The sequence below is a fragment of the Bosea sp. Tri-49 genome, assembly GCF_003952665.1.
Lineage (GTDB): Bacteria > Pseudomonadota > Alphaproteobacteria > Rhizobiales > Beijerinckiaceae > Allobosea.
Map to the genome: position 1 here is coordinate 5,838,470 of NZ_CP017946.1, position 20,443 is coordinate 5,858,912.

20 protein-coding genes are annotated in these 20,443 nt (G+C 65.6%); 10 read left to right on the plus strand and 10 right to left on the minus strand.

The window, feature by feature from the left end; genetic code table 11:
* Nucleotides 1-15: 15 nt before the first annotated feature.
* The 5 genes from BLM15_RS28165 to BLM15_RS28185 form a co-directional block, all read right to left on the minus strand.
* Complete coding sequence (locus BLM15_RS28165; RefSeq protein WP_236846456.1) at nucleotides 16-828, minus strand: glycoside hydrolase family protein; 813 nt, start codon at nucleotides 826-828, stop codon at nucleotides 16-18.
* A gap of 122 nt (nucleotides 829-950) precedes the next feature.
* Nucleotides 951-1,610 (minus strand): acetyltransferase, encoded by a 660-nt coding sequence (locus BLM15_RS28170; RefSeq protein WP_126115847.1) that lies wholly within the window; start codon nucleotides 1,608-1,610, stop codon nucleotides 951-953.
* Nucleotides 1,607-2,248, minus strand: a complete 642-nt coding sequence (locus tag BLM15_RS28175) for a class I SAM-dependent methyltransferase (RefSeq protein ID WP_206438583.1) — start codon at nucleotides 2,246-2,248, stop codon at nucleotides 1,607-1,609. The genes BLM15_RS28170 and BLM15_RS28175 overlap by 4 nt, the downstream gene beginning before the upstream one ends.
* A 45-nt stretch (nucleotides 2,249-2,293) precedes the next feature.
* Nucleotides 2,294-2,590: a WbqC family protein gene (locus BLM15_RS28180; protein ID WP_126115848.1), complete on the minus strand. Its 297-nt coding sequence runs from the start codon at nucleotides 2,588-2,590 to the stop codon at nucleotides 2,294-2,296.
* Nucleotides 2,591-2,832: 242 nt separating this feature from the next.
* Nucleotides 2,833-4,539 (minus strand): SMP-30/gluconolactonase/LRE family protein, encoded by a 1,707-nt coding sequence (locus tag BLM15_RS28185; RefSeq protein WP_126115849.1) that lies wholly within the window; start codon nucleotides 4,537-4,539, stop codon nucleotides 2,833-2,835.
* Nucleotides 4,540-4,626: 87 nt separating this feature from the next.
* Between BLM15_RS28185 and BLM15_RS28190 the strand changes: the two genes are divergently transcribed.
* The 6 genes from BLM15_RS28190 to BLM15_RS28215 are packed head-to-tail and all read left to right on the plus strand — an operon-like array spanning nucleotide 4,627 to nucleotide 10,308.
* Nucleotides 4,627-5,886, plus strand: coding sequence for an extracellular solute-binding protein (locus BLM15_RS28190; RefSeq protein ID WP_126115850.1), 1,260 nt, complete (start codon nucleotides 4,627-4,629; stop codon nucleotides 5,884-5,886).
* Nucleotides 5,887-5,921: 35 nt separating this feature from the next.
* Nucleotides 5,922-6,797, plus strand: a complete 876-nt coding sequence (locus BLM15_RS28195) for a carbohydrate ABC transporter permease (protein WP_164547670.1) — start codon at nucleotides 5,922-5,924, stop codon at nucleotides 6,795-6,797.
* The gene (locus BLM15_RS28200; RefSeq protein ID WP_126115852.1) at nucleotides 6,794-7,633 is read left to right on the plus strand and encodes a carbohydrate ABC transporter permease; all 840 of its coding nucleotides are present in this window, start codon (nucleotides 6,794-6,796) and stop codon (nucleotides 7,631-7,633) included. Before BLM15_RS28195 ends, BLM15_RS28200 begins: the two co-directional genes overlap by 4 nt.
* Nucleotides 7,634-7,649: 16 nt before the next feature.
* On the plus strand, nucleotides 7,650-8,390 hold the full coding sequence (locus BLM15_RS28205) for an SDR family NAD(P)-dependent oxidoreductase (RefSeq protein ID WP_126115853.1): 741 nt from the start codon (nucleotides 7,650-7,652) through the stop codon (nucleotides 8,388-8,390).
* A gap of 8 nt (nucleotides 8,391-8,398) precedes the next feature.
* The gene (locus BLM15_RS28210; RefSeq protein WP_126115854.1) at nucleotides 8,399-9,571 is read left to right on the plus strand and encodes a mandelate racemase/muconate lactonizing enzyme family protein; all 1,173 of its coding nucleotides are present in this window, start codon (nucleotides 8,399-8,401) and stop codon (nucleotides 9,569-9,571) included.
* Nucleotides 9,572-9,582: 11 nt separating this feature from the next.
* Entirely contained in the window at nucleotides 9,583-10,308 is a 726-nt protein-coding gene (locus BLM15_RS28215) for an SDR family NAD(P)-dependent oxidoreductase (RefSeq protein WP_126115855.1), read from the plus strand.
* 27 nt (nucleotides 10,309-10,335) lie between these two features.
* Here the strand turns inward: BLM15_RS28215 and BLM15_RS28220 are convergent, their stop codons facing one another.
* The 5 genes from BLM15_RS28220 to BLM15_RS28240 all read right to left on the minus strand — a co-directional run bounded on the left by BLM15_RS28220 (nucleotide 10,336) and on the right by BLM15_RS28240 (nucleotide 15,790).
* Nucleotides 10,336-11,733, minus strand: a complete 1,398-nt coding sequence (locus tag BLM15_RS28220) for an amidohydrolase family protein (protein WP_126115856.1) — start codon at nucleotides 11,731-11,733, stop codon at nucleotides 10,336-10,338.
* Between the two features lie 107 nt (nucleotides 11,734-11,840).
* Nucleotides 11,841-12,698: a LysR family transcriptional regulator gene (locus tag BLM15_RS28225; RefSeq protein WP_126115857.1), complete on the minus strand. Its 858-nt coding sequence runs from the start codon at nucleotides 12,696-12,698 to the stop codon at nucleotides 11,841-11,843.
* A gap of 128 nt (nucleotides 12,699-12,826) precedes the next feature.
* Nucleotides 12,827-14,326 (minus strand): tripartite tricarboxylate transporter permease, encoded by a 1,500-nt coding sequence (locus BLM15_RS28230; protein WP_126115858.1) that lies wholly within the window; start codon nucleotides 14,324-14,326, stop codon nucleotides 12,827-12,829.
* 7 nt (nucleotides 14,327-14,333) lie between these two features.
* Nucleotides 14,334-14,783, minus strand: coding sequence for a tripartite tricarboxylate transporter TctB family protein (locus tag BLM15_RS28235; protein WP_126115859.1), 450 nt, complete (start codon nucleotides 14,781-14,783; stop codon nucleotides 14,334-14,336).
* 14 nt (nucleotides 14,784-14,797) lie between these two features.
* The gene (locus BLM15_RS28240; RefSeq protein ID WP_126115860.1) at nucleotides 14,798-15,790 is read right to left on the minus strand and encodes a Bug family tripartite tricarboxylate transporter substrate binding protein; all 993 of its coding nucleotides are present in this window, start codon (nucleotides 15,788-15,790) and stop codon (nucleotides 14,798-14,800) included.
* A 244-nt stretch (nucleotides 15,791-16,034) separates the two neighbouring features.
* Here BLM15_RS28240 and BLM15_RS28245 point away from each other — a divergent pair, with 244 nt between their 5' ends.
* From BLM15_RS28245 to BLM15_RS28260, 4 genes are all read left to right on the plus strand, one after another.
* Complete coding sequence (locus BLM15_RS28245; protein ID WP_126115861.1) at nucleotides 16,035-17,027, plus strand: Bug family tripartite tricarboxylate transporter substrate binding protein; 993 nt, start codon at nucleotides 16,035-16,037, stop codon at nucleotides 17,025-17,027.
* 50 nt (nucleotides 17,028-17,077) lie between these two features.
* The gene (locus BLM15_RS28250; RefSeq protein ID WP_126115862.1) at nucleotides 17,078-18,004 is read left to right on the plus strand and encodes a LysR family transcriptional regulator; all 927 of its coding nucleotides are present in this window, start codon (nucleotides 17,078-17,080) and stop codon (nucleotides 18,002-18,004) included.
* Nucleotides 18,005-18,067: 63 nt separating this feature from the next.
* Nucleotides 18,068-19,018: a 5-dehydro-4-deoxyglucarate dehydratase gene (gene kdgD / locus BLM15_RS28255; protein ID WP_126115863.1), complete on the plus strand. Its 951-nt coding sequence runs from the start codon at nucleotides 18,068-18,070 to the stop codon at nucleotides 19,016-19,018.
* 257 nt (nucleotides 19,019-19,275) lie between these two features.
* Nucleotides 19,276-20,409, plus strand: a complete 1,134-nt coding sequence (locus BLM15_RS28260; RefSeq protein ID WP_126115864.1) for a GNAT family N-acetyltransferase — start codon at nucleotides 19,276-19,278, stop codon at nucleotides 20,407-20,409.
* Nucleotides 20,410-20,443: the final 34 nt, after the last annotated feature.

Consider the following 20,443-nt stretch of genomic DNA (forward strand, 5'->3'; position numbering starts at 1 on the left):
ATCGCTTGTGTCCGTTCAGTGTTCCAGCAGGGCGATGCCAAACCCGGTGCGGCCATAGCCGTTGCCGTTATAGAGCATGTAGCGTCGCCCGCGGTGATCGAAGACGGCCGGATAGGTGCGTTCGGCATCCTCCCACCCCCCTGCCACGCCGACGAATCTGACGTTGTCATCGATTCGCTGCCACTGCGCGCCATCGGCTGACACGGCAAAGCCAAGCTCGTAGCCTGGTCTGCGGCGGGCGTACCACATCGAGAATGTTCCATCCGCCTCGCGAAGAACGGCCGGGCGCGATACTGCGAACTCGGCCGGGTCGTCCTCGCCGGCCAGCGGAATCACGACTCCCTCCTGCGGCGACCAGACGCAGCCGTCTGGCGAAGTCGCCTGCTGGATGACATGAACCATATCGAGACCTTGCGCACCCCAGCTCAAATGGCTGCCGAACCACATGCGCCAGTTCTCACCCTGCCGCAGCACCCAGGGATATCCCAGGGTCAGGGGAGTAACCGGCGTGCGTCCGATCACGGGAACCATGCTCGCGCGCTCGAAGCGGGTGCCTTCGGCGTCTCCGACGGCAAGGCCGATAAAGTTCGAGAAAGGCACCGAAGCGCCAACCATCCAGCCCAGATAATAGGCGAGCAAGCGGTCGCCATCCGGCACGATGCTGGTCACCGTGACACCGTCGCCGTCAAAGGCGCCGCGCGCGCCGGGAGTGAAGAGCGGTCCGCGAACCGCGCCCAGCACCGAGAACCGGTCACCGTCGAGAGCAATATCCACGCTCGCAAGGCAAGACCGGTTCGAGGCGTCTCGAACCGAAAAGAACACGCTCACGCGGCCGTCGCCGCGCACCAGTGGCGTCGGATAGGACGCATGTGAATGCCACCACGAACCATTCGGGACAGGGGCGACCACGCGCCCTAGCGGTCGCCAGATCTGAGCCACTGCTGTACCGTTCAGATTTTCAAGCGCGTCGATGGCACCTTGCGTTTTTCGATCGTCGCGACCGGAGAGTAAACGCCTTCCGGGTCGGTATTCGCCTGGACGATGCAGCCGGCCCCAAGCAGGGTGAATGGCGCGACCGCAATATGGTCCACGATCGTGCAGTTCACGCCGATGAAGCTATTGGCGCCAATGGTCACGCCGCCCGATACGACAACATGCGACGAGATGAAGACATTGTCCTCGACGACCGAATGGTGGCCGATATGGTTGCCGCTCCAGAGGGTGACGTTGTCGCCGATCCGGCAAAACGGCTGCAGCGTATTATCCTCGAGAATGAAGCAGTTCTCGCCGATCTTCTCGGTCAGCACGGTGGCTTTCGGGCTGACATAGCTCGCAAGCTGGTAGCCGGCCTCGCGAAAGGCGGCCACCTTGTCGGCTCTCAGGCGGTTCATCTTCGCGTAGGAGACCGCGACGAAGGCGTCATGCGCGTTCGGCGGAAACGCCTTTGCGACCTCTTCGAGCGCGATCAGCGGGCGGCCATGCAGCGTGTCACCCTTGAGGAAGGCCGCATCAACGACGAAAGCCGCGACCTCACGGTCAAGCGTACGGCGGAAATAGAAATCGGCCAGTTCAGCGATATCGCCGGCGCCGAAGATGATGAGCGGTTTCATGGCCTGGCCGTCGTGACGGAGATCGTGAACTCATAAAGCGGGTAATCATGCATCAAAACAACATTGCGTCCATAGCGCGCAATACAGTGATTGAATAATTGGCCGGGATCGGGATACCAGAGCCGGGCTTCCTTCCGATCAGCGTCGGAGAAGCCTGTCAGCGCGTTGAATGCGAAGCCGCGCCGCGCCTTTGCTGCCATCGCATCCAGCGTCGAATGGACGAAATTGGTCCACACCGCATCGTCGTAGCCGAAGCGGACATTGAAGATTCCGCTCGCCAGGACGTAATCGGCCGACTCGGGCGGTTCCGTACCGGCGATGAAGGAGACTGCAGCGTCACCGGCATGGGCGGCCTCGGCCGCAGCGACCATCTCCGGCGAGATGTCACAGCCGACATAACTGAAATCCAGGCCGCTCAAACGAAGATATTCGACCAGCGCGCCATAACCGCAGCCGATTTCTGCGATCGATATGGGCTGGGAGCGGTCGATCTGGCGCAGCAATTGCGCGAAGCGTCGATGCTGGCTGGCCTCGTCCCGCCAGTCGACGCCATTTGGCGTCGCGCCGAACGTACGCAGCTTGCCGGTGTAATACTGGTCAACATCAGACAGGATCTGGGCGGAGATAGGGTCGGACATGGCTTGTTCCATTCGCTGATGCGGGTGCTTGCAGATCTCGAACGTCTAGACAGCCCGACCTGACCGGATGCTCGGACTCTCGAGCAGGCCGGGGCCGCGGTTGAAGATCTGATCCAAAATCGAGACCGCGATATCGAATTCGCCATGCGTTTGCGGGTAGGCTTCGTATGGGCCGTAAGCCATCCATTCGACTGCAACGCCCGCTTGCGCGAAAATAGTCTCGTCCAGATAGCTCTTCGCACTCGGCCCGCTCAGGCAATGAGTCGCGCCCGCCGCCAGGCAGAAGCTGAGGAGCTGCCCTTCCATCTCGCTTGTTGAAAAGAACCGCGCGGCTGCCATCATGCGACGCGGTCCTAAGCTATCGTACCGGCAGACTCAACGCCGACGATCAATGGTGGCGGCATTCGCAATCGTTCGACCACCCTGATCGCCTGTCGCCGAGCTTCAGGCTGTAATGCTGATCGCACGATGGCTGACTTCCTGACGCGGACACCACCGACATGCCGGAGTTACGCATCAAAAGGCCCTTGTTCGGACGTTGTCGGTGTCCGGTTTCTGGTGAACTCGCTAGCCTCCATTGGGGGCTAGCCCGGCGAGTAGTGATAGGCGCTCTCAGGCAGTCCCCGGCCGCAGCCATCGATGGCGAAGACGCTGCCCGATAGCGGTGCCTCCGCCAGCTGCTGTGCCGAGAGGCGGATGCGTGCCGAGGTCACGTAGAGCGTCTCGCGGTTGGGGCCGCCAAAGGTGCAACTCGTCGGGCGCGGCACCGGCAGGTTGATCGTCTGATCGATCCGCCCGTCAGGGTCGAAGCGGATGAGCTGCCAGCCATCCCATTGTGCGCTCCAGACATAGCCTTGTGCATCGACGGTCAGGCCGTCGGGAACGCCCATATGGTCGAGGGTCTGGGCGAAGACGCGGCGGTTCGTGATCGTCCCGCTCTCGGCATCGAAATCATAGACGAAGATCGTCCGGGCCAGAGAGTCGGTGAAATACATGCGCCGGTCGTCGGGGCTCCAGCCGAGCCCGTTCGAGATGCCGATGCCGCGCTCCAGGCAATGGGCCGAACCGTCGCGATCGAGCCGGTAGAGGCTGCCGGCGCCCGGCGCGACGCCCATATCCATGGTCCCAGCCCAAAAGCGCCCGCGCGAATCGCATTTGCCGTCGTTGAAGCGATTGTTCGGCTTGTCGGCTTCTGGGTCGATCAACGGCGTGGTCAGGCGCGTCTGCGGGTCGAACAGCGCAAAGCCCGATTGGGCCGCCAGGACCAGACCGCCGGTCGAGCAATGGGCGAAGGCGCCGACGAGTTCGCCGAGCTCCACGGTACGGTCCGCTCCATTGGTCGGATCGGAGCGATGCAGGGCGGGAGCGAGGATGTCGACCCAGTCGAGCCGCTTCTCAGCCTCGTTCCAAACCGGCCCCTCGCCGAGGAAAGCCTGGGTCTCGACCACGCAGCGTGCTCTCGTCGTCGTCATTGCAGAACGCCTCGTTTCCGGTTGTGAGAAGGCGGCCTGGCCGGTGATGCGCGCCGCTGCCTTCAGGAGGTCGGCGCCGATCTCGTGCAGGCGCTCTGTCGTCAGGCGGAAGGCGGGCGCGACGACCGCCAGCGCGCCGATGGCTCGTCCGCTATGGTCGAGGATCGGCGCGGCGACGGAGCGCTGCCCCATCGCGAATTCCTCGTCCTCGACGGCGTAGCGGCGGGCCTTGGCGATATCGAGCTGCGCGTCGAGCAAGGGCAGTTCGGCCAGACTGCGGGCCGTGTGGGGGACGAGCTTGAGCCGGGCCAGCATGGCAGGCCGCAGGGTCCGTTCGGCGAAGGCGAGGATCGCCTTGCCGGCGGCCGTGCAGTAGCCGGGCAGGATGCTTCCCTCCGCGAGGGAGATGCCGCCGGTCGCGCGCGTCTCCAGCACTTTCGAACAGACAATGTCTGGGCCATGCGGCAGGGCGACGAAAACCGTCTCGCCGGTCTGGACCTGCAAGCGGACGAGCTCGGGCTCGATCAGGGTCGGCAGGTCGAGATCGGCCTGGGCGAAGCGTGCGAACTCGATCAGCTTCCAGCCGAAGCGGTAGCGGTCGTCGCGGCGCTCGAAACGAATGAGCCCGCGTTCCAGCAGTGCGGCGAGGATGCGGTGCACGGTCGCCTTCGGCAGGCCGGAGGCGCGCACGAGTTCGCTGAAGCTGGCGGTGCCACCCGCCTCCGACAACGCTTCGAGCAGGCCGATGCCCTTCTGCAACGCCGCCGTGCCACGCGCCGGATCGCCGTCATGTGAACCCTCTCCGACAGTCTCGATCATCGCTTGCTTGACCTCCGCTGACTGCGATTCTACGATGTTCTACATTATAAAACAAGTTCTACTATGTAGAACTAAAGGGAGGGCGATATGACGATGATCGATCGACGCGCCGTTCTGGCGGGAATGGCCGCTGCGGCTGCGATGCCGGCAATTGGGAATGCGCAAGCGCGCAGCAAGATCACCTATTGGGCCTGGACCGAGCATGTCGCCGCCGCCAATGCGGTGAAGGGCGAGTTCGAGAAGCAGAACCCGGGCATCACGGTCGAGGTCGTCAACCTCAATCCCTTCGATCTTCAGGACAAGTTCCTGGTCGCGCTCGCGGCGGGCGCCGGCGGTCCCGATGTCGCGCTGATCCTGCAGCGTCGCTTCGACGGCTATCTGCCGACGGGCGGTTTGCTCGACACCACCGCGGCGATGGCGCCGCTCAAGGATAGTTTCCCGGCGAGCGTCTATGCCTCGCTTGGTACAGGCGGGAAGACCTTCGCGGTCCCTTATGACCAGAACCCGGCGGTCTATTTCTACCGAGCGGATATCTTCGAGGCGAACGGCATCAAGGCGCCGCTCGAGACCTGGGAGGATGTCGTCGCCGCCGGCCGGATCCTCGCCGCCAAGGGCATCTTCATCGGCCATGTCTCAAGCCCGAGCGGTGTGCCCGGCGTCGCAAACCTCGTCCAATATCTGCAGTCGCGCAATGCGCAGATCTTCGGCGCGGACGGCAAGGTGATCCGCGACAACACGCTCGCCCGTGAGACGCTGCAGTTCTATTTCGACCTCGCCCGCAAGGAGAAGGTCGTCTTCGAGTCGCGCAACAACGCGCCGGAATTCTTCCAGGCGATCAAGGAGTCGAAGATCGCCGGCTATGCCGTGCCGGCCTGGGCGATCTTCCGCCTGCAGAAGGAGGCGCCGGAGCACGCCGGCAAATGGCGGGTCATGCCCTGGCCGAAATGGGGCAAGGACCAGCCGGCAACGACCGGAGCCTGGGGCGGCAATGTGCTCGCCATCCCGAAAGTCTCCCGTAACAAGGAGGCGGCGCTGAAATGGGCGATGTTCATCGGCGCCAATGAATTGACCCAGGTGAAGATCTGGCAGGAAGGCCACCTCGTCCCGGCCTTCGCGCCGGCGCTGCGCTCGCCCGAACTGCTCAAGGGCGAGGATTATCTGTCCGGCCAGTCGATCTACGAGGCCGGGCTCAAGGATCGCACGCTCAACGGCTTCAATTACTTCGACTGGGCCAAGGCCGAGGTGATCATTGGCAACGCGCTCGACCTGATGTTCGGCGGCAAGACATCGCCGGCCGAGGCCTGGGCCGAGATCGAGAAGCAGCTCGCGGGCCAGCTTGGCCGATGAGCGCGACGGCCACAGCAAGGAGAACTGGCGGGACGGTGCTTTGGCCGCGGCTGCGCCGTGGGCTGACGCCCTATCTCTTCCTCGCGCCCTTCTTCCTGACCTTCATCGCCTTCTGGCTCGGGCCAATCATCGCCTCGCTGATCTATTCCTTCACTGACTGGCGCGGCTTCGCCTCGCCGCGCTTCATCGGTTTTGCCAATTACAGCAAGCTCTTCGCCGATCCGCGCTTCTGGGTGGCGCTCAAGAACACGCTGTTTTACGGCGTCGTCTACGTCACGATCCTGAATGTCTCGGCGCTGGCGCTGGCGCTCTGCCTCGACAGCCTGTGGCTGCGCTTCAAGAACGCAGTCAAGGTCGGCTTCTTCCTGCCGGTGACGATCAGTCTGGTCGTCGCGGCGGTGATCTTCGAGATGATCTTCGCCAAGGGCGTCGGCCTGCTCAACATCGTGCAGAAGGGCCTCGGCCTCGGCGAGATCGACTGGCTCGGCGATCCGCGCTTTTCCATCTGGGCGATCATCATCCTGCGCGTCTGGCGGGCGCTCGGCTATTACGCCGTGATCTATTTCGCCGGCCTGCAAGGCATCCCGACCGACGTAAAGGAAGCCGCTCGCCTCGATGGCTGCAGCCCCTGGCAGGTGACGCGCCATGTGACGCTGCCGCTGCTCAAGCCGGTCATCCTGTTCGGCGTGATCATGTCGACGATCTGGGCGCTCGAACTCTTCGACGAGCCCTGGGTGCTGACCAAGGGCGGGCCGGCCGACTCAACGCTGACCATCGTGATCTATCTCTACCAGGCCGGCTTCCAATACGTCGAACTCGGCTATGCGGCGGCGGTCTCCTATGTGCTGACGCTGATGATCGTCGCGATCGCGATCGTCCAGAAGCTCCTCTCCGGACGGGAGGTCGCATGAGCCGGGAATCCCAAGCGGAACAGCCGGCGCCGAGCCTCGCCGCCTATCTCGGCACGCTGATCGTGCTTCTCGTGCTGGCGCTGGCGATGACGCCGGTGCTGTGGGCGGTGCTCTCCGCCTTCAAATCGCGTGCCGACATTTTCGCTGGCGATGTCTGGCCGCGCCGCTGGTCGCTGGAGAATTTCGAGGACCTCCTAGCGAAGACGCTCTATCTGCGCTGGATGGCGAACAGTCTGGTGGTCGCGCTCGCCAGCACGGCACTCGGGCTGCTGTTCTGCTCGCTCGGCGGCTACGCCTTCGCCAAATTCGACTTTCCCGGCAAGACCGTGATGTTCTGGATCGTGATCGCTTCGGTCTCGATCCCGGCCTTCACCACCGTGATCCCGCTGTTCGGCTGGCTGGCAAGGCTCGGGCTGCTCGACACCTATATCGTGCTGATCCTGCCCTTCGCCGCCAACGCCTTCGGCATCTTCCTGATGCGGCAATATGCGGTGGCCATTCCGAACGAATTGCTCGACGCGGGCCGCATCGACGGTGCCGGCGAATTCCGCCTGTACTGGAGTGTCGTGCTGCCTTTGCTGCGCCCGGCGCTCGGCACCGTCGGCGTGCTGATCTTCATCGCCTCCTGGAACAGCTATATCTGGCCGCTGGTGATGATGCGCACCGACGAGATGCTGACCCTGCCGGTCGGCGTCGCGACGCTGAAGAGCGACCAACTGCCCGAATACGGGATGCTGATGGCGGCATCGGTGCTGTCGAGCGTGCCGATCATCATCGCCTTCCTGATCATGCAGCGCCAGTTCATCGCCGGCCTGACCCAGGGCGCGGTCAAGTAGTCATCGGAGCTGATTCATGGATCTCGGACTGAACGGCAAGGTCGTGCTGGTGACCGGCGCGGCCAGGGGCATCGGCCTGACGAGCGCGCAGCGCTTTGCCGCCGAGGGCGCGCTGGTGATGCTCGCCGACCGCGACGAAGGGGCTCTCGCTGAAGCGGCGGCCTCGGTGCCGGGTTCACGGACGGTCGCGACCGATCTCACCGAGGACGGCGCCGCCGACCGGGTGCTGGCCGCGACGCTCTCCGCCTTCGGCCGCCTCGACGTGCTCGTCAACAATGCCGGCATCAGCGAGCCGGCGCCTATCGCCAAGACCACGCCGGACTCCTGGCGCCGGGTCCTCGCCGTCAATCTCGACGCAGTCTACCTGCTGTCTCGGGCGGCTATGCCGGCACTCGCCGAGAGCAGGGGCGCGATCGTCTCGCTCGCCTCCTTTGCCGGCAAGCGCGGCACGCTGTTCGGCGACAACACCTCCTACTCGACCTCGAAGGCCGGCGTCATCGGCTTCACCCGGGCGCTCGCCATCGAGGCGGCCAAGGTCGGCGTGCGCGTCAATGCGGTGGCGCCCGGCCCCGTCGCGACCGAGCTGATCAAGGCGCTGACGCCCGAGCAGCTCAAGCGTGTCACCGATTTCGTTCCTCTGGGCCGCATGGCCGAGACCGACGAGATCGCCGATCTCCTGCTTTTCCTGTCGTCGTCACGTTCGAGCTACATCACCGGCGAGGTGGTGAACGTGAACGGCGGGCTTTACATGGATTGAAGGCCACCATGGCGCTCCCCGACGACCCGCTCACCATCACCGCGACCCGGCACTGGCTGGTCTACATCCCCTTCGACAGCCCGATCGTCTGGGGCTCCGGCAAGCGCGCGGGCTCGACCCGGCTGATCGTCGAGGTGACGACCGCTTCGGGCCTCAAGGGCTATGGCGAGACGATCGCACTGCTCGATTTCGTCCCGGTCGTGCTGGAAAAGGTCGTGCTGCCCCTCGCGCTCGGCCGCAGCGTTGCCGATGTCGAGCGCCTGCACCGGCATGTGCTTGGGGCCGGCTACTATCATCACGAGCGTGCCGTGGTGATGGCGCTCGCCGCGGTCGAGATGGCGATGTGGGATGCGCTCGGCAAGCATGCCCGCCTGCCGCTGCATGCTTTGCTCGGAGGCGCCTATCGCCGCGAGATCGAGCTCGCCGCCTATCTCTTCGTCGCCGATCCAAAGCCTTGCGCCGAGACCGCCGCGCGCTTCCGCGACGAGGGCTACACCACCTTCAAGGTCAAGATCGGCCATGACGAGCGAAGCGACATCGCCCTGATGGAAGGCGTCCGCAAAGTCGTCGGCGACGCGCCCTTGCGTGGCGACGTCAACGGCGCCTGGTCACCCGGCACGGCCCGACGCCAGCTCGAGAAGCTCAGGGGGCTCGACCTCGCTTATGTCGAGCAGCCGCTCGTCCTGCACGACATCGCCGGCCATGCCGAACTGCGCCAGGTACAGACAGTGCCGATCGCGATCGACGAGGGCGCCTACACTCTCGGGGACGTCGGCAACATCGTGCGCGCCGGCGCAGCCGATGTGATCCTGCTCGATCCGCACGAGGAGGGCGGCATCTGGCAATGCATCAAAGCTGCTGGTGTGGCCGAGGCCGCCGGTATTCCGGTGACGCTGCATTCGGGCGGCGAGCTCGGTCTGTCGCAGGCGGCCTATCTGCACCTTGCCGCTTCGATCCCGAACATGAACATCGCGATCGACACCGAGTATTACTATCACAGCGCCGACATCGTCACCGAGCCGTTCGCGATCCGCGATGGGCGGCTGAACGTCCCGCAGGAGCCCGGCCTCGGCGTCGTGCCCGATCTCGATGCGCTGGAACGTTTCGTCAGCAGCGAGGTGATCGGCGCTTATCTCGATCCCGACCGGCCCGGCTGGTTCGCCGAGAAGCCGAAATACTGAAAGGAGCCGCCATGCGCTTCCGCGATCGTGATGTGGTCGTCACCGGCGCCGGCCGCGGCATCGGGCGGGCGGCGGTGACGCGCTTCCTCGCTGAAGGCGCTCGCGTCGCCGCGATCGATCTGGAGCTGTCCACGGACGAGGGCGATACGGACCACCTATCCTGGCATGCCTTCGACATCACCGATGAAGATGCCGTGGCGGCCTTCTTCGCAGCGCGTAGCCGCTGCGACGTACTCGTCAACAACGCCGGCATACCGGGCGAAGGCGCCTTGGCCGAGCTCACCACGGCTCATTGGAACCGCGTCTTCGCCGTCAACGTCACCACCCAGATGCTGATGGCGAAGGCGGCCCTGCCGCTGATGCCGACCGGGGCCAGCATCGTCAATCTCGCCTCCGTCGCCGCCCATCTCGGCTTCGCCGAGCGGGCCGCCTACTGCGCCTCGAAATCGGCCGTACTCGGCCTGACGCGCGCGCTCGCTGTCGAGCTCGCGGGCAAGGTGCGGGTCAATTGCCTCTGTCCCGGCACCGTCGATACGCCCTGGATCGCCCGCCTTGCCGGTGACGGCGCCGATCGCGAGGAGCGCATGACCGCGATGGCGGAGCGCCAGGCGATCGGCCGGCTCGGCACGTCCGACGAGATTGCCGCGGCGATCGCTTTCCTCGCTTCGCATGACGCAAGCTTCATCACCGGCTCGGTCTTGATGGCCGACGGCGGCATGACCATCGTCCCGCGGTGACGCACTCCTGCGGTTTGCTCGGCCGCGTCAGGCGATCCCGACGCTGCCGAAGACCATGCGGCCGCGATGGAAGGTCGCGCTGCGCTCGGGCAGCCTTGCCACGGCTTCGGCGGAGCAGCTGACCGGGACCAGCGTGAAGTCGGCAGCGTCCCCGGCCTTGGGCCAGGCCCGCTTGCCATTGTCGTCGAGCGGAAGCACGCCGCCGGTCGCGATCGTCAGCGAACGGGACAGGCGGAACTCGTCGCTGCCGCGATAGAGCTGCGCGTAGAGATTGGCCTTTTCGAGCATATCGGCACGGCCGAAGGGCGACCAATGGTCGTAGACGCTGTCGGTGCCGGTCATCACGAACACGCCCTTCGCGCTCAACTGCGGCAGGGGCATCGTCGACGCGCCGAGCGGCACCGTCGAGGCGACCGTCATGCCCTGAGCCGCCATACGTGTAGCGGTTTCCTCAAGCGCGCCCGGCGCGAGCGTGGCGAGGGCGAAGCCATGGCTGATCGTGACCTTGCCGCGCAGGGCGGGGTTCTTCTCGACGGTCGCGATCATGTACTGGATCGCCGCGGCACCGGCCGGGCTGGTCTCGTGGAGGTGGATGTCGACGCCCTTGCCGGTGTCCAGCGCGATCTGGAACATCGCGTCGAGCGACTTCTCCATGGCGCCATCGACATTTGTCGGGTCGAGCCCGCCGACATAGGCGACGCCCATGCTCATCGCTTCGCGCATCAGCCCGTCGACCTTCGAGTGGAGCAGGCCGTGCTGCGGGAAGGCCACGATCTCGCAGGTGAAATCGTCGCGATGGTTCTCCAGAGCGCGCTGCAAGTGCTCGAGGCTCTTCAGCCCACTCACCGGATCGATGTTGCAGTGGCTGCGGGCGACCGTGGTGCCCTTGGAGTGGAGCAGGGCGATCAGTGCCTCGGCGCGCTGTTGCGAGGTTGGCAGCAATTGCGGGATCAACTTCTCCTCGCGGGCGATCATGTCGAGGATCGTCTTGCCCTGCCGCGGCAGCGGCGCCTGCCACGGGCCGCCATAGAAGGTCTTGTCGAGATGGATGTGCATGTCGCGCATCGCCGGCAAAGCGAGCTGGCCATTGGCCTGGTAGCTGGGCACGCCGGCCGGCAAGGCGGCACCTGCGGCATGAAGCGCCACGATCCTGCCGGCCTTGATCTCGAGCGCATGCTGGGCCGTGCGAGTGGCCGTCACGATCTCGCCGTCATAGACGAAGCCGTCCTCGAGCCGCACATTCGTCAGCAGATAGTGCTGGTCCGTCAGGGTGCTTGTCCCCGCTTCGGACGCGGCAGGTTTTCCGGAGGCGGGCGACGCCTTGGCACCGCCGCTGCCCGTCATGCCCGCCATGGCGCAGGCAGTGGCGATGCCACCCGTCCGGCCGAGGAACGTACGCCTGCTCTGATGCTGTGCCGGTTCCATGCTCTGCCACCTCCCTGTGATCGTTGGCCCTGAAATACGGGCGAAGGCGGCATTTTGGCAGTGATACTTGGCAATGCTGGCGATTGAGAACGTCAATGCTGTCGCCGTCAGGCTTCCAGCCGGCAGAAGGCGGCGAGCCGCTCGGCCAATGCGGCGGTCAAGGCTGGAGCATCGTCGCGATAGTAGAGCGCTAGCTCGAAGTCGGTGATCTCGGCTAGTCCCTCGGCAGCGCCGAGCGTCCTGTGCCCGGGCAGCCGGCAACTGGCGGGCAGCAAGGTCATCCCCAGCCCCGCGGCCGACGCTGCGGCGAGCGCGGCAAGGTTGCCGCTGCAATAGCCGACGCGCCAGCGGATGCCGAGCGCATCGAGGGCTCCGCACAGCTCTTCGCGATAAAGCCCACCGAGCGGAAACAGCGCCAGCGAAACAGGCGTGCGCTCGATCGCAGGATACGCCAGGCTGTCGAGCCATAGCAGCGGCTCGCGCCGGGCCGCGCGTGGCGGCTGCCCGCGCCGCTGCTTCACCAGGATCAAGTCCAGCTCCTCGCGCTTATAGGCGGCGTGCAGATCGGCGCTCAAACCGCTGGTGACATCGAGCCGCAGATGTGGCTGCTGTCGGCTGAAAGCCGCCAGCAGCTCGACTGTCGGCACCGCGAAATCCTCCGGCATTCCAAGACGAAGCACTCCGTCTCGCCAGACGCCCGTCAACGCATCATGCGCCTCCTCGTTGAGGGCGATGATGCGCCGCGCATAGCTCAGCAGCCGCTCTCCCTCTTCGGTGAGTTCGACCTGATGCGAGGAGCGCTCCAGCAGCGCCTGACCCAGCAAATCCTCGAGCCGTTTGACCTGCAGGCTGACAGTGGATTGCGACAGCGATACCCGGTCGGCCGCGCGTGTGAAACTCAGCGTCTCGCAGACGGCGACGAAGCTGATCAGCAATTGCGGACTGAACATCGGATATCGGTTCACGGGTCCGCCGCTCCAAGATGCATCGCGTCGCGACCCGCGTTGTTACCCCGACACCGAGTTCCACCGCAACGAACCCCTGGGGTGCGGTGCACCACGACGTGTTTCCGACAGTCTGCCCAGCTCTGGCGCTACTCGGCCAGGGCCTGTTTCCGCCCTCGGACAACCATTGGCGACAGCATGGCAACGAGCAACAGCGCGACGACGGCGAGCAAGCCGGCACTGATCGGGCGGGTCAGGAAGACCGAGAAGTCCCCGTCCGCGAGCAGCATGGCACGGCGGAAATACTCTTCCAGCTGCGGCCCCAGGACCAGCCCCAGGAGCAGCGGGGCCGGCTCGACCCCGACCTTGATGAAGAAGTACCCGACCGCGGCGCAGCCCAGCATCAGCCAGACATTGAACAGGCTGTTGGCGATGCCATAGGTGCCGATGCAGCAGAACAGCACGATCGCCGGGAAGAGCAGCCTGTAGGGTATCCGCAGCATCGAGACCCAGAGACCGATCAGCGGCAGGTTGATCACCAGCAGCATTAGATTGCCGACCCACATCGAGGCGATGACGCCCCAGACGAGCTGCGGCTGCTCACGCATGATCTGCGGACCGGGCTGGATGCCCTGCATCATCAGCGCACCGATCATCAGCGCCATCAGCGCATTGGCGGGGATGCCGAGCGTCAGCAGGGGGATGAAGCTGGTCTGCGCGCCGGCATTGTTGGCCGCTTCCGGTCCAGCGACGCCCTCGATCGCGCCATGGCCGAAGCGCGAGGGGTCCTTGGCCAGCTTCTTTTCCAAAGCATAGGAAGAGAAGGGCGGCAGCGCCGCCCCGCCACCCGGCAGGACGCCGAGCGCCGAACCCAGCGCCGTGCCGCGGACCATGGCGGGAAAGGCCTGCTTGAGGTCGGCCCAGCTCGGAACGAGGCCGCGCACGGCCTGGCTGACGACGTGCCGCTCGGCCGGGCGCTCCAGATTGGCGATGATCTCGGCGAGCCCGAACATGCCCATCGCGACAGGCACGAAATCGAGCCCGTCGGATAGTGCGGGGACGCCGAAAGTCATGCGCGCCGCGCCCGAACTGACATCGATGCCGACGAGCCCGAGCAGCAGTCCAAGCAGGACCATCGACAGCGAGCGCGCGACCGAGCCATGCGCCAGCACGACCGCGGCGATCAGCCCGAGCACCAGCAGGCTGAAATACTCGACCGCGGTGAACTTGAGCGCCAGCGCCGCCAGCGGCACGCTGAGCAGGGCGATGACGATGGTCGCCACCGTGCCGGCGAAGAAGGAGGAGAGCGCGGCGATCGCCAGCGCCAGCCCGGCGCGGCCCTGCCGGGCCATCTGATGTCCGTCGAGGCAGGTCACGACCGAGGAGGTCTCGCCGGGGACGTTGACCAGGATCGCCGTGGTCGAGCCGCCGTACTGCGCGCCGTAGAAGATGCCGGCGAGCATGATCATCGCGCCGGCCGGCTCCATGCCGAAGGTGAACGGCAGCAAGAGGGCAATCGTCGGGATCGGCCCGATTCCGGGCAGGACACCGATCGCGGTGCCGATCAGCACGCCGATCAGGCAGAAGCCGAGATTCTTGAGTTCCAGAGCCGTCGACAGGCCGATCAGCAGGTTGTCGAAGAGTTCCATGGCGTGCTCAGCGGGGCCAGAGCGGGACCGGCAGGGCCAGGACCTTGATGAATAGCAGCGCCGCCAGAGCCGACAGCAGCAGCGCGAAGCCGATGCTTTCCAGCGGCCGCGTCTCGCGGGTGGCGAGCCCCGCCAGCAGCACTGTGAGGACCGAGGCGATGGCGAGGCCGAGCCGCTCCGCCGTCAGTGCGAAGACCCCGACTGCAGCCAGCACGGCGAGCAGCGGCCGCAGGCGCACCGCTTCGATCGTCACGGCCACGCCCCTTGCGCTGCGTCCCAGGAAGAACAGGCCAAAGCCGAACAGGGCGAGTGAGACGACGCGCGGCATGTAGCCCGGCCCCATATCGGCCGCATGGCCGACCGATAGCGTGCGGGTCGCGTAGAGCGCCCCCGCCGCCACCGCGACGAGGAAGGTGCCGAAAAGCAGGTCCTGCCAATCGAGCCTGAGCCGGGTCATCGGCCGCGCCACCGTCAGTTCGTGCCCTTGATGCCGGCCTCGCGGATGATGCCGCCCCAGCGCTCGGTGGCGCTCTTCAGCCAGTCGGCGAACTCGGCGGGCGCACCCGGCTTCACCACGCCGCCCTGCTCGGCGATCTTGGCCTTGATCTCGGTATCCTGCAGGATCTTGCCGATCTCGGCATTGAGGCGCGCGATCACTGCCGGCGGGGTCTTGGCGGTGGTCAGGATGCCCTGCCAGGTGCCGGCATCGCCGCCGGGCAAGCCGGCTTCCTTGAAGGTCGGGATGCCGGAGATGCGCTCCTCGCCGGTGATGGCGAGCCCGACGAGCTGCTTGTTGGCGACGAAGGGCAGCGTCGCGGTGGAGCCGTTGATGATCACGGTGCTTTCGCCCGAGACTACCGCGCGCGAGGCGGCCGCGCCGCCCTTGTACGGCACGTTTTTCCACTGAATGCCGAGTTCCTTGGCCATCGAGACCGCCGTGATGTGGTTGGCTGCGCCGACGCCGGAATTGGCCATGGCGAGCTTGCCCGGATTCGCCTTGGCGTAGGCGACGAGCTCCTGGGCGGTCTTGACCGGAACCGATTCATGAACGGCGAGCACATAAGGCCCGAACATCACCATCGAGACCGGCGCGAGATCCTTGGCCGGATCATAGGTGAGGTCGGAGAACAGGCTCGGCGCAGTCGCCAGCGAGCCGACATCCATGAGCAGAAGTGTATGGCCGTCGGCGGGAGCCTTCGCGACCGTGTCGGCGCCGAGATTGCCGGCCGCGCCGGGCTTGTTCTCGATCACGACCGACTGGCCGATCGCAGCCGACAGCTTCGGTCCGATCAAACGGGCGAGGATGTCCGAGGTGCCGCCCGGCGCGAAGGGGACGATAATGCGCACGGGCCGTTCGAAATTCTGGGCCGCAGCAGGCTGGGCGGTGAGGCCAAGGCCCGCGAGCGCGGCAAGTACGAGGCCCTTTGCGAGGGTCGACGACGGACGGAACGAAGATCTGGACATGGTCGCTCTTTCCTCCGGATGCAGCCTGGCCGAGCCTGGCCGGCGCGTGCTGGCGGGCAGTCTCGGTGCTGCCCTGTGAGGCAGAGGATAGGTCAGGCACGATGCTGCAATGAATTAGATTGGCAATGGAACGATACCGTTTTTGGATTGTGCGATAGCGCGGGAAGCCTTGCCCACGCCGTTCATCCCCCTAATCTCAGATTGCAGACGGCAAAAGCCGCGCACCATCTAGGGGAGGAACAATATGACCGGATCGATCACGCGCCGCAGGGCGCTCGGACTCGCGGGCGGCGCGCTCGCAGCCCCTTTCATCGCGCGACAGGGCTATGCCCAGAGCTACCCGGCGAAGCCGGTCACGGTGATCATCCCGTTCGGCGCCGGCGGCACGACCGACGTGATCGGCCGGATCATCTGCGAGAAGCTGCAGCAGCGGCTCGGCAAGGCCTTCGTCATCGAGAACCGGGCGGGCGCGGGCGGCAATACCGGCGTCGCCGCGCTCGCCCATGCCACGCCCGATGGCTACACGATCGGCATGACGACGGTTTCGACGCACGGGATCAATCCCAATCTCTACAAGGACAGGCTGCCCTTCAGGGCGATCGAGGATTTCGAATTCCTGTCGCTGTCGTCGTCGCAGCCGAACTTCCTCTGCATCCATCCCTCACTGCCGGCCAAGACCGTCCCGGAGCTGATCGCCTATCTCAAGGCCAATCCCGGCAAGGAGAATTTCGGCTCCTCGGGCATCGGCACCTCGATCCATCTCTGCGGCGAACTCTTCATGCAGCTCGCCGGCGTGAAGATGCAGCACGTCACCTACCGCTCCTCGGCCGCGCTGGTGCAGGACGTCGTCGCCGGCAACGTCAAGCTCTCCTTCGACAACTTCACCTCGCCCTATCCGCACTACAAGGCCGGCACGCTGCGCGGTCTCGCCGTCACCACGGTCGAGCGGGCCAGGATCGCGCCTGAGATCCCGCCATTGGCAGAGACGCTGCCGGGCTTCGACATCAGCTCCTGGAACGGCTTCCTTGCGCCGAAAGGCACGCCCAAGGAGATCTGCGACAGCCTGACCCGTGAGATGCAGGCGATCCTGAAGGACCCCGGCGTCGTCTCGCGCTTCGAGGAACTCGGCGCGGCGGCGACGCCCTCGACCGGCGCGGAGGCCAAGGCGAAGTCGGTCGCCGAACTCGCCAAGTTCAAGGACATCATTGAAAAGGCCGGGATCACCATCCAGAACTGACGCCGGCCCGCGCTGCGGCTGCATCGCAGAGGCCGCGCGGGAGGCGGAACATGTTCGAGCTGAGCCAGCTGCGCTGCTTCGTCGCTGTCGCGGAGGAACTGCATTTCGGCCGCGCTGCGGCGCGGCTGAACATGACCCAGCCGCCGCTCAGCCGGCAGGTCCAAATCCTCGAGCGGGTGCTCGACGTGGTGCTGCTGGAGCGCAGCAACCGCACGGTGAAGCTCACTCCCGCGGGCAAGAGCTTCCTCGCCGAGGCGCGCCGGCTGCTCAAGCTGGCGGAGAGTGCAGCCCTGCTCGCCAAGCGCGTCGCCAACGGCAAGGCGGGCTCGATCAATATCGGCTTCACCGCGACCTCGGCTTATTCCTATGTGCCGCGGCTCGTCGCCGCCTGCCGTCGCGAATTGCCGGATGTCGAGATCTCGCTGAAGGAGATGGTCAGCAGCGACCAGCTCAAGCGGCTCGACTCGGGCGAGATCGACATCGGCCTGCTGCGCCCGCCGATCCCGCGCCGCGGCCTCAGCGCCTTCCGGGTGATGGCAGAGCCGTTGATCGCCGCTGTTCCCGCTGGCCACGCTCTGGCGCGGGGCGAGAGCGTGGCGCTGCCCGATCTCGCCGGCGAGCCGTTCATCATGTACGCGCCCTATGAGGCGCGTTACTTCCACGATCTCCTCGTCGAGCTGTTCTCGCGCGCCGGCCTCGTGCCGAACTATGTCCAGCACCTCGCGCAGATCCATTCGATGCTCGCCATGGTCCATTCCGGCGTCGGCGTCGCGCTGGTACCGGAGACGGCGGTCAACCTGCGTTTTAGCGGAGTCGCCCTGCGCGCCCTCGACCTGCCGCGCCATCGTCCGGCCGAGCTCTTCTTCGTCAGCCGCGACGACAACGACAACCCGCTGGTGCCGATCGTTACCGCGCTGGCGCGGGAGATCGCCGAGACCAGCGAAACAATTCAACGATTGGATCGATCGATCCAGTGATTGGTCTCAACGCGCATCGATCTTGTTCTACTGCTTCGGCATAGCCAGCGAGGGACCGAGATCATGAGCACGTTTACGCCGCAGGAGATGGCCAAGCGGATCGGCGACGGGCTGCTGTCCTTCCCGGTGACGCCGTTCACGGCCGCCAACGCCTTCGACGAGGCGCGCTACCGCTCCAATCTCGACTGGCTTTGCGGCTACGAGGTCGCTGGCCTCTTCGCAGCCGGCGGCACGGGCGAGTTCTTCTCGCTCTCGCCTCAGGAGGTGGTCAAGGTCGTCGCGACCGCCGTCTCCGCCACGGCTGGGCGCGTACCGGTGCTGGCCGGCGTCGGCCATGGCACGCAGATCGCCTGCGAGCTCGCCAGGAAAGTCGAGAGCGCCGGCGCCGATGGCATCCTGCTGCTGCCGCCCTATCTGGTCTTTTCCGAGCAGGATGGCCTCGCCGCTCATATCGACGCCGTCTGCAAGGCGACGACGCTCGGCGTGATCGTCTACAACCGCGACAACGCCATCCTGACCGAGGAGACGCTGGCGCGGCTCTGCGAGCGCAATCCCAATCTCGTCGGTTTCAAGGACGGTGTCGGCGACATCGAGCTAATGACCCGCATCCATCTGAAGATGGGCGATCGGCTGACCTATGTTGGCGGGCTGCCGACCGCCGAGACCTTCGCGCTGCCCTATCTCGAAATGGGCGTGACCACCTATTCCTCGGCGGTGTTCAACTTCGTCCCGCAATTCTCGACCAAGTTCTACGCCGCCGTGCGCCGCCGCGACCGCGCGACCGTTCAGGCGGGGCTGCGCGACTTCATCCTGCCGCTAATCGCGATCCGCAACCGCAAGCGGGGCTATGCCGTCTCGATGATCAAGGCGGGCATGAAGGTGATCGGCCGCGATTCCGGCCCGGTCCGCGCGCCGCTGACCGATCTGACCGAAGGCGAGACGGCCGAGCTCGCAGCGCTTGTCGCCCGCCTCGACACAGGTGACTTCGCCACGCGGGAACTGGCCGCCGCCTGACGGCCGTGCTGATCTGCGGCCCGGCCTTGAGGTCGAGTGCGCTGACGCCGGCATCCACCCACCCTCGGTTTACGTATAACTTACGATTTACACCTATAAGTTGCATAACGCAGGACAGCTCGCTCAACTGGAGGGAGCTTTCCTGTTCCCCGGCGCGAAGACGCTCCGGCTTCATGATGATGCAGGCTACGATGCACCCCTGCCGTACTCTCACATCGAACCCGTTCCGCGGTCCGTTTCAGATGGGAGCGGCCTAGATGTCGCTGCTCGAACCGCAAGCTCCTGTCGGCGAACGGCCCTTGCGCAAGGGCACTGCCAGGCCGATGCGACCTTCCGATGTGCCTGCGGTCGCCCGGCTGTTTCTGAAGATCTTCAGAGGAGCCGACAAACCGGCGGGTCCCGAGCTTCAGGACTATCTGCGAACCTTGACTCTTGAGGCTCCGTCTTACGACGAGACGACGGGCACGCAGGTCTACGAGCAGCAGGACGGGCGTATCCGGAGTGTACTGCTGGCCGTGCCGATGCGCTTCGTCGTCTGCGGCACCATCCTGCCCGGAAGGCTTCTCGGCGTCTTCATGACCGACACCGAGGCCGCCGGAGCGGCGCAACTCATCCTCGCCTTGCGGCCAAGGCGTGCCGATTTCGCCTTCTGCGACAGCGCCTCGCCAACAAGCTGCAACCATCTCCTTGCGATCGGTGGCAAGCCGATCCCGGTGCAGAACCTCGAATGGGCCCGCAGCTTCCGCCCTGTGGGAGCCCTGGCCGGGCGCTTCGCCGAGCGCTTCCTACGCGGCAAGCATCTTGGCCTGCCTCTTCTCGCGCGCCCTCTCGACAGCCTGCTGCGGCGTCTGCTGCCGGAGGAGGGCGCCGCGGAACCCGCCGCAGCGAGCGTCGCGGAGATGTCAGTCCCGACCTTCCTCGTGCAGGCGCCGCGGCTGATCGCGCACTATGCGGTGCGGCCCCTTTGGGCAGAGGAGGAGCTCTCCTGGCTGATTTTCCTGGCTGCGCAGAACACCCGGCTTGGTGCCTTCACGATCAACTCCGTCGCCGACCGTACTGGGGCGATCATCGGCTGCTTCGTTTATTATGCGGCGCCGGGGCGGACCGCGCATGTCCTCAACATCCTGTCGTTCCCCGGCCGGGAATCCGCCGTCCTCAGCGCGATGTTCCGCCATCTCGACGAGACCGGCCATGTCGAGGCGCGCGGCCGTGCCCAGCCGGCCTTGATGGCCGGGCTCTCGCTGCAGCGCTGGCTCGTCTTCCGGCACCGGGCCTTCGCCTTCGTGCTGACGCGGCTTCCCGAGATCAACGACGCGGTCGCACGCGGCGATGTCTATGTCGGCGGCCTCGCCGGCGAGGACTGGAGCCGGCTCCTCACCGATTTCCACTAGAGCAGGATACGAAAAAGTGGGAACCGGTTTTTCG

Excerpts from the sequence above, each read along its gene's own strand:
- BLM15_RS28170 (WP_126115847.1), bottom strand. The coding sequence starts at position 1,610 with ATGAAACCGCTCATCATCTTCGGCGCCGGCGATATCGCTGAACTGGCC.
- BLM15_RS28175 (WP_206438583.1), bottom strand. The coding sequence starts at position 2,248 with ATGTCCGACCCTATCTCCGCCCAGATCCTGTCTGATGTTGACCAGTAT.
- BLM15_RS28180 (WP_126115848.1), bottom strand. The coding sequence starts at position 2,590 with ATGATGGCAGCCGCGCGGTTCTTTTCAACAAGCGAGATGGAAGGGCAG.
- BLM15_RS28185 (WP_126115849.1), bottom strand. The coding sequence starts at position 4,539 with ATGATCGAGACTGTCGGAGAGGGTTCACATGACGGCGATCCGGCGCGT.
- BLM15_RS28190 (WP_126115850.1), top strand. The coding sequence starts at position 4,627 with ATGACGATGATCGATCGACGCGCCGTTCTGGCGGGAATGGCCGCTGCG.
- BLM15_RS28200 (WP_126115852.1), top strand. The coding sequence starts at position 6,794 with ATGAGCCGGGAATCCCAAGCGGAACAGCCGGCGCCGAGCCTCGCCGCC.
- BLM15_RS28205 (WP_126115853.1), top strand. The coding sequence starts at position 7,650 with ATGGATCTCGGACTGAACGGCAAGGTCGTGCTGGTGACCGGCGCGGCC.
- BLM15_RS28210 (WP_126115854.1), top strand. The coding sequence starts at position 8,399 with ATGGCGCTCCCCGACGACCCGCTCACCATCACCGCGACCCGGCACTGG.
- BLM15_RS28215 (WP_126115855.1), top strand. The coding sequence starts at position 9,583 with ATGCGCTTCCGCGATCGTGATGTGGTCGTCACCGGCGCCGGCCGCGGC.
- BLM15_RS28220 (WP_126115856.1), bottom strand. The coding sequence starts at position 11,733 with ATGGAACCGGCACAGCATCAGAGCAGGCGTACGTTCCTCGGCCGGACG.
- BLM15_RS28230 (WP_126115858.1), bottom strand. The coding sequence starts at position 14,326 with ATGGAACTCTTCGACAACCTGCTGATCGGCCTGTCGACGGCTCTGGAA.
- BLM15_RS28235 (WP_126115859.1), bottom strand. The coding sequence starts at position 14,783 with ATGACCCGGCTCAGGCTCGATTGGCAGGACCTGCTTTTCGGCACCTTC.
- BLM15_RS28240 (WP_126115860.1), bottom strand. The coding sequence starts at position 15,790 with ATGTCCAGATCTTCGTTCCGTCCGTCGTCGACCCTCGCAAAGGGCCTC.
- BLM15_RS28245 (WP_126115861.1), top strand. The coding sequence starts at position 16,035 with ATGACCGGATCGATCACGCGCCGCAGGGCGCTCGGACTCGCGGGCGGC.
- BLM15_RS28250 (WP_126115862.1), top strand. The coding sequence starts at position 17,078 with ATGTTCGAGCTGAGCCAGCTGCGCTGCTTCGTCGCTGTCGCGGAGGAA.
- kdgD (WP_126115863.1), top strand. The coding sequence starts at position 18,068 with ATGAGCACGTTTACGCCGCAGGAGATGGCCAAGCGGATCGGCGACGGG.
- BLM15_RS28260 (WP_126115864.1), top strand. The coding sequence starts at position 19,276 with ATGTCGCTGCTCGAACCGCAAGCTCCTGTCGGCGAACGGCCCTTGCGC.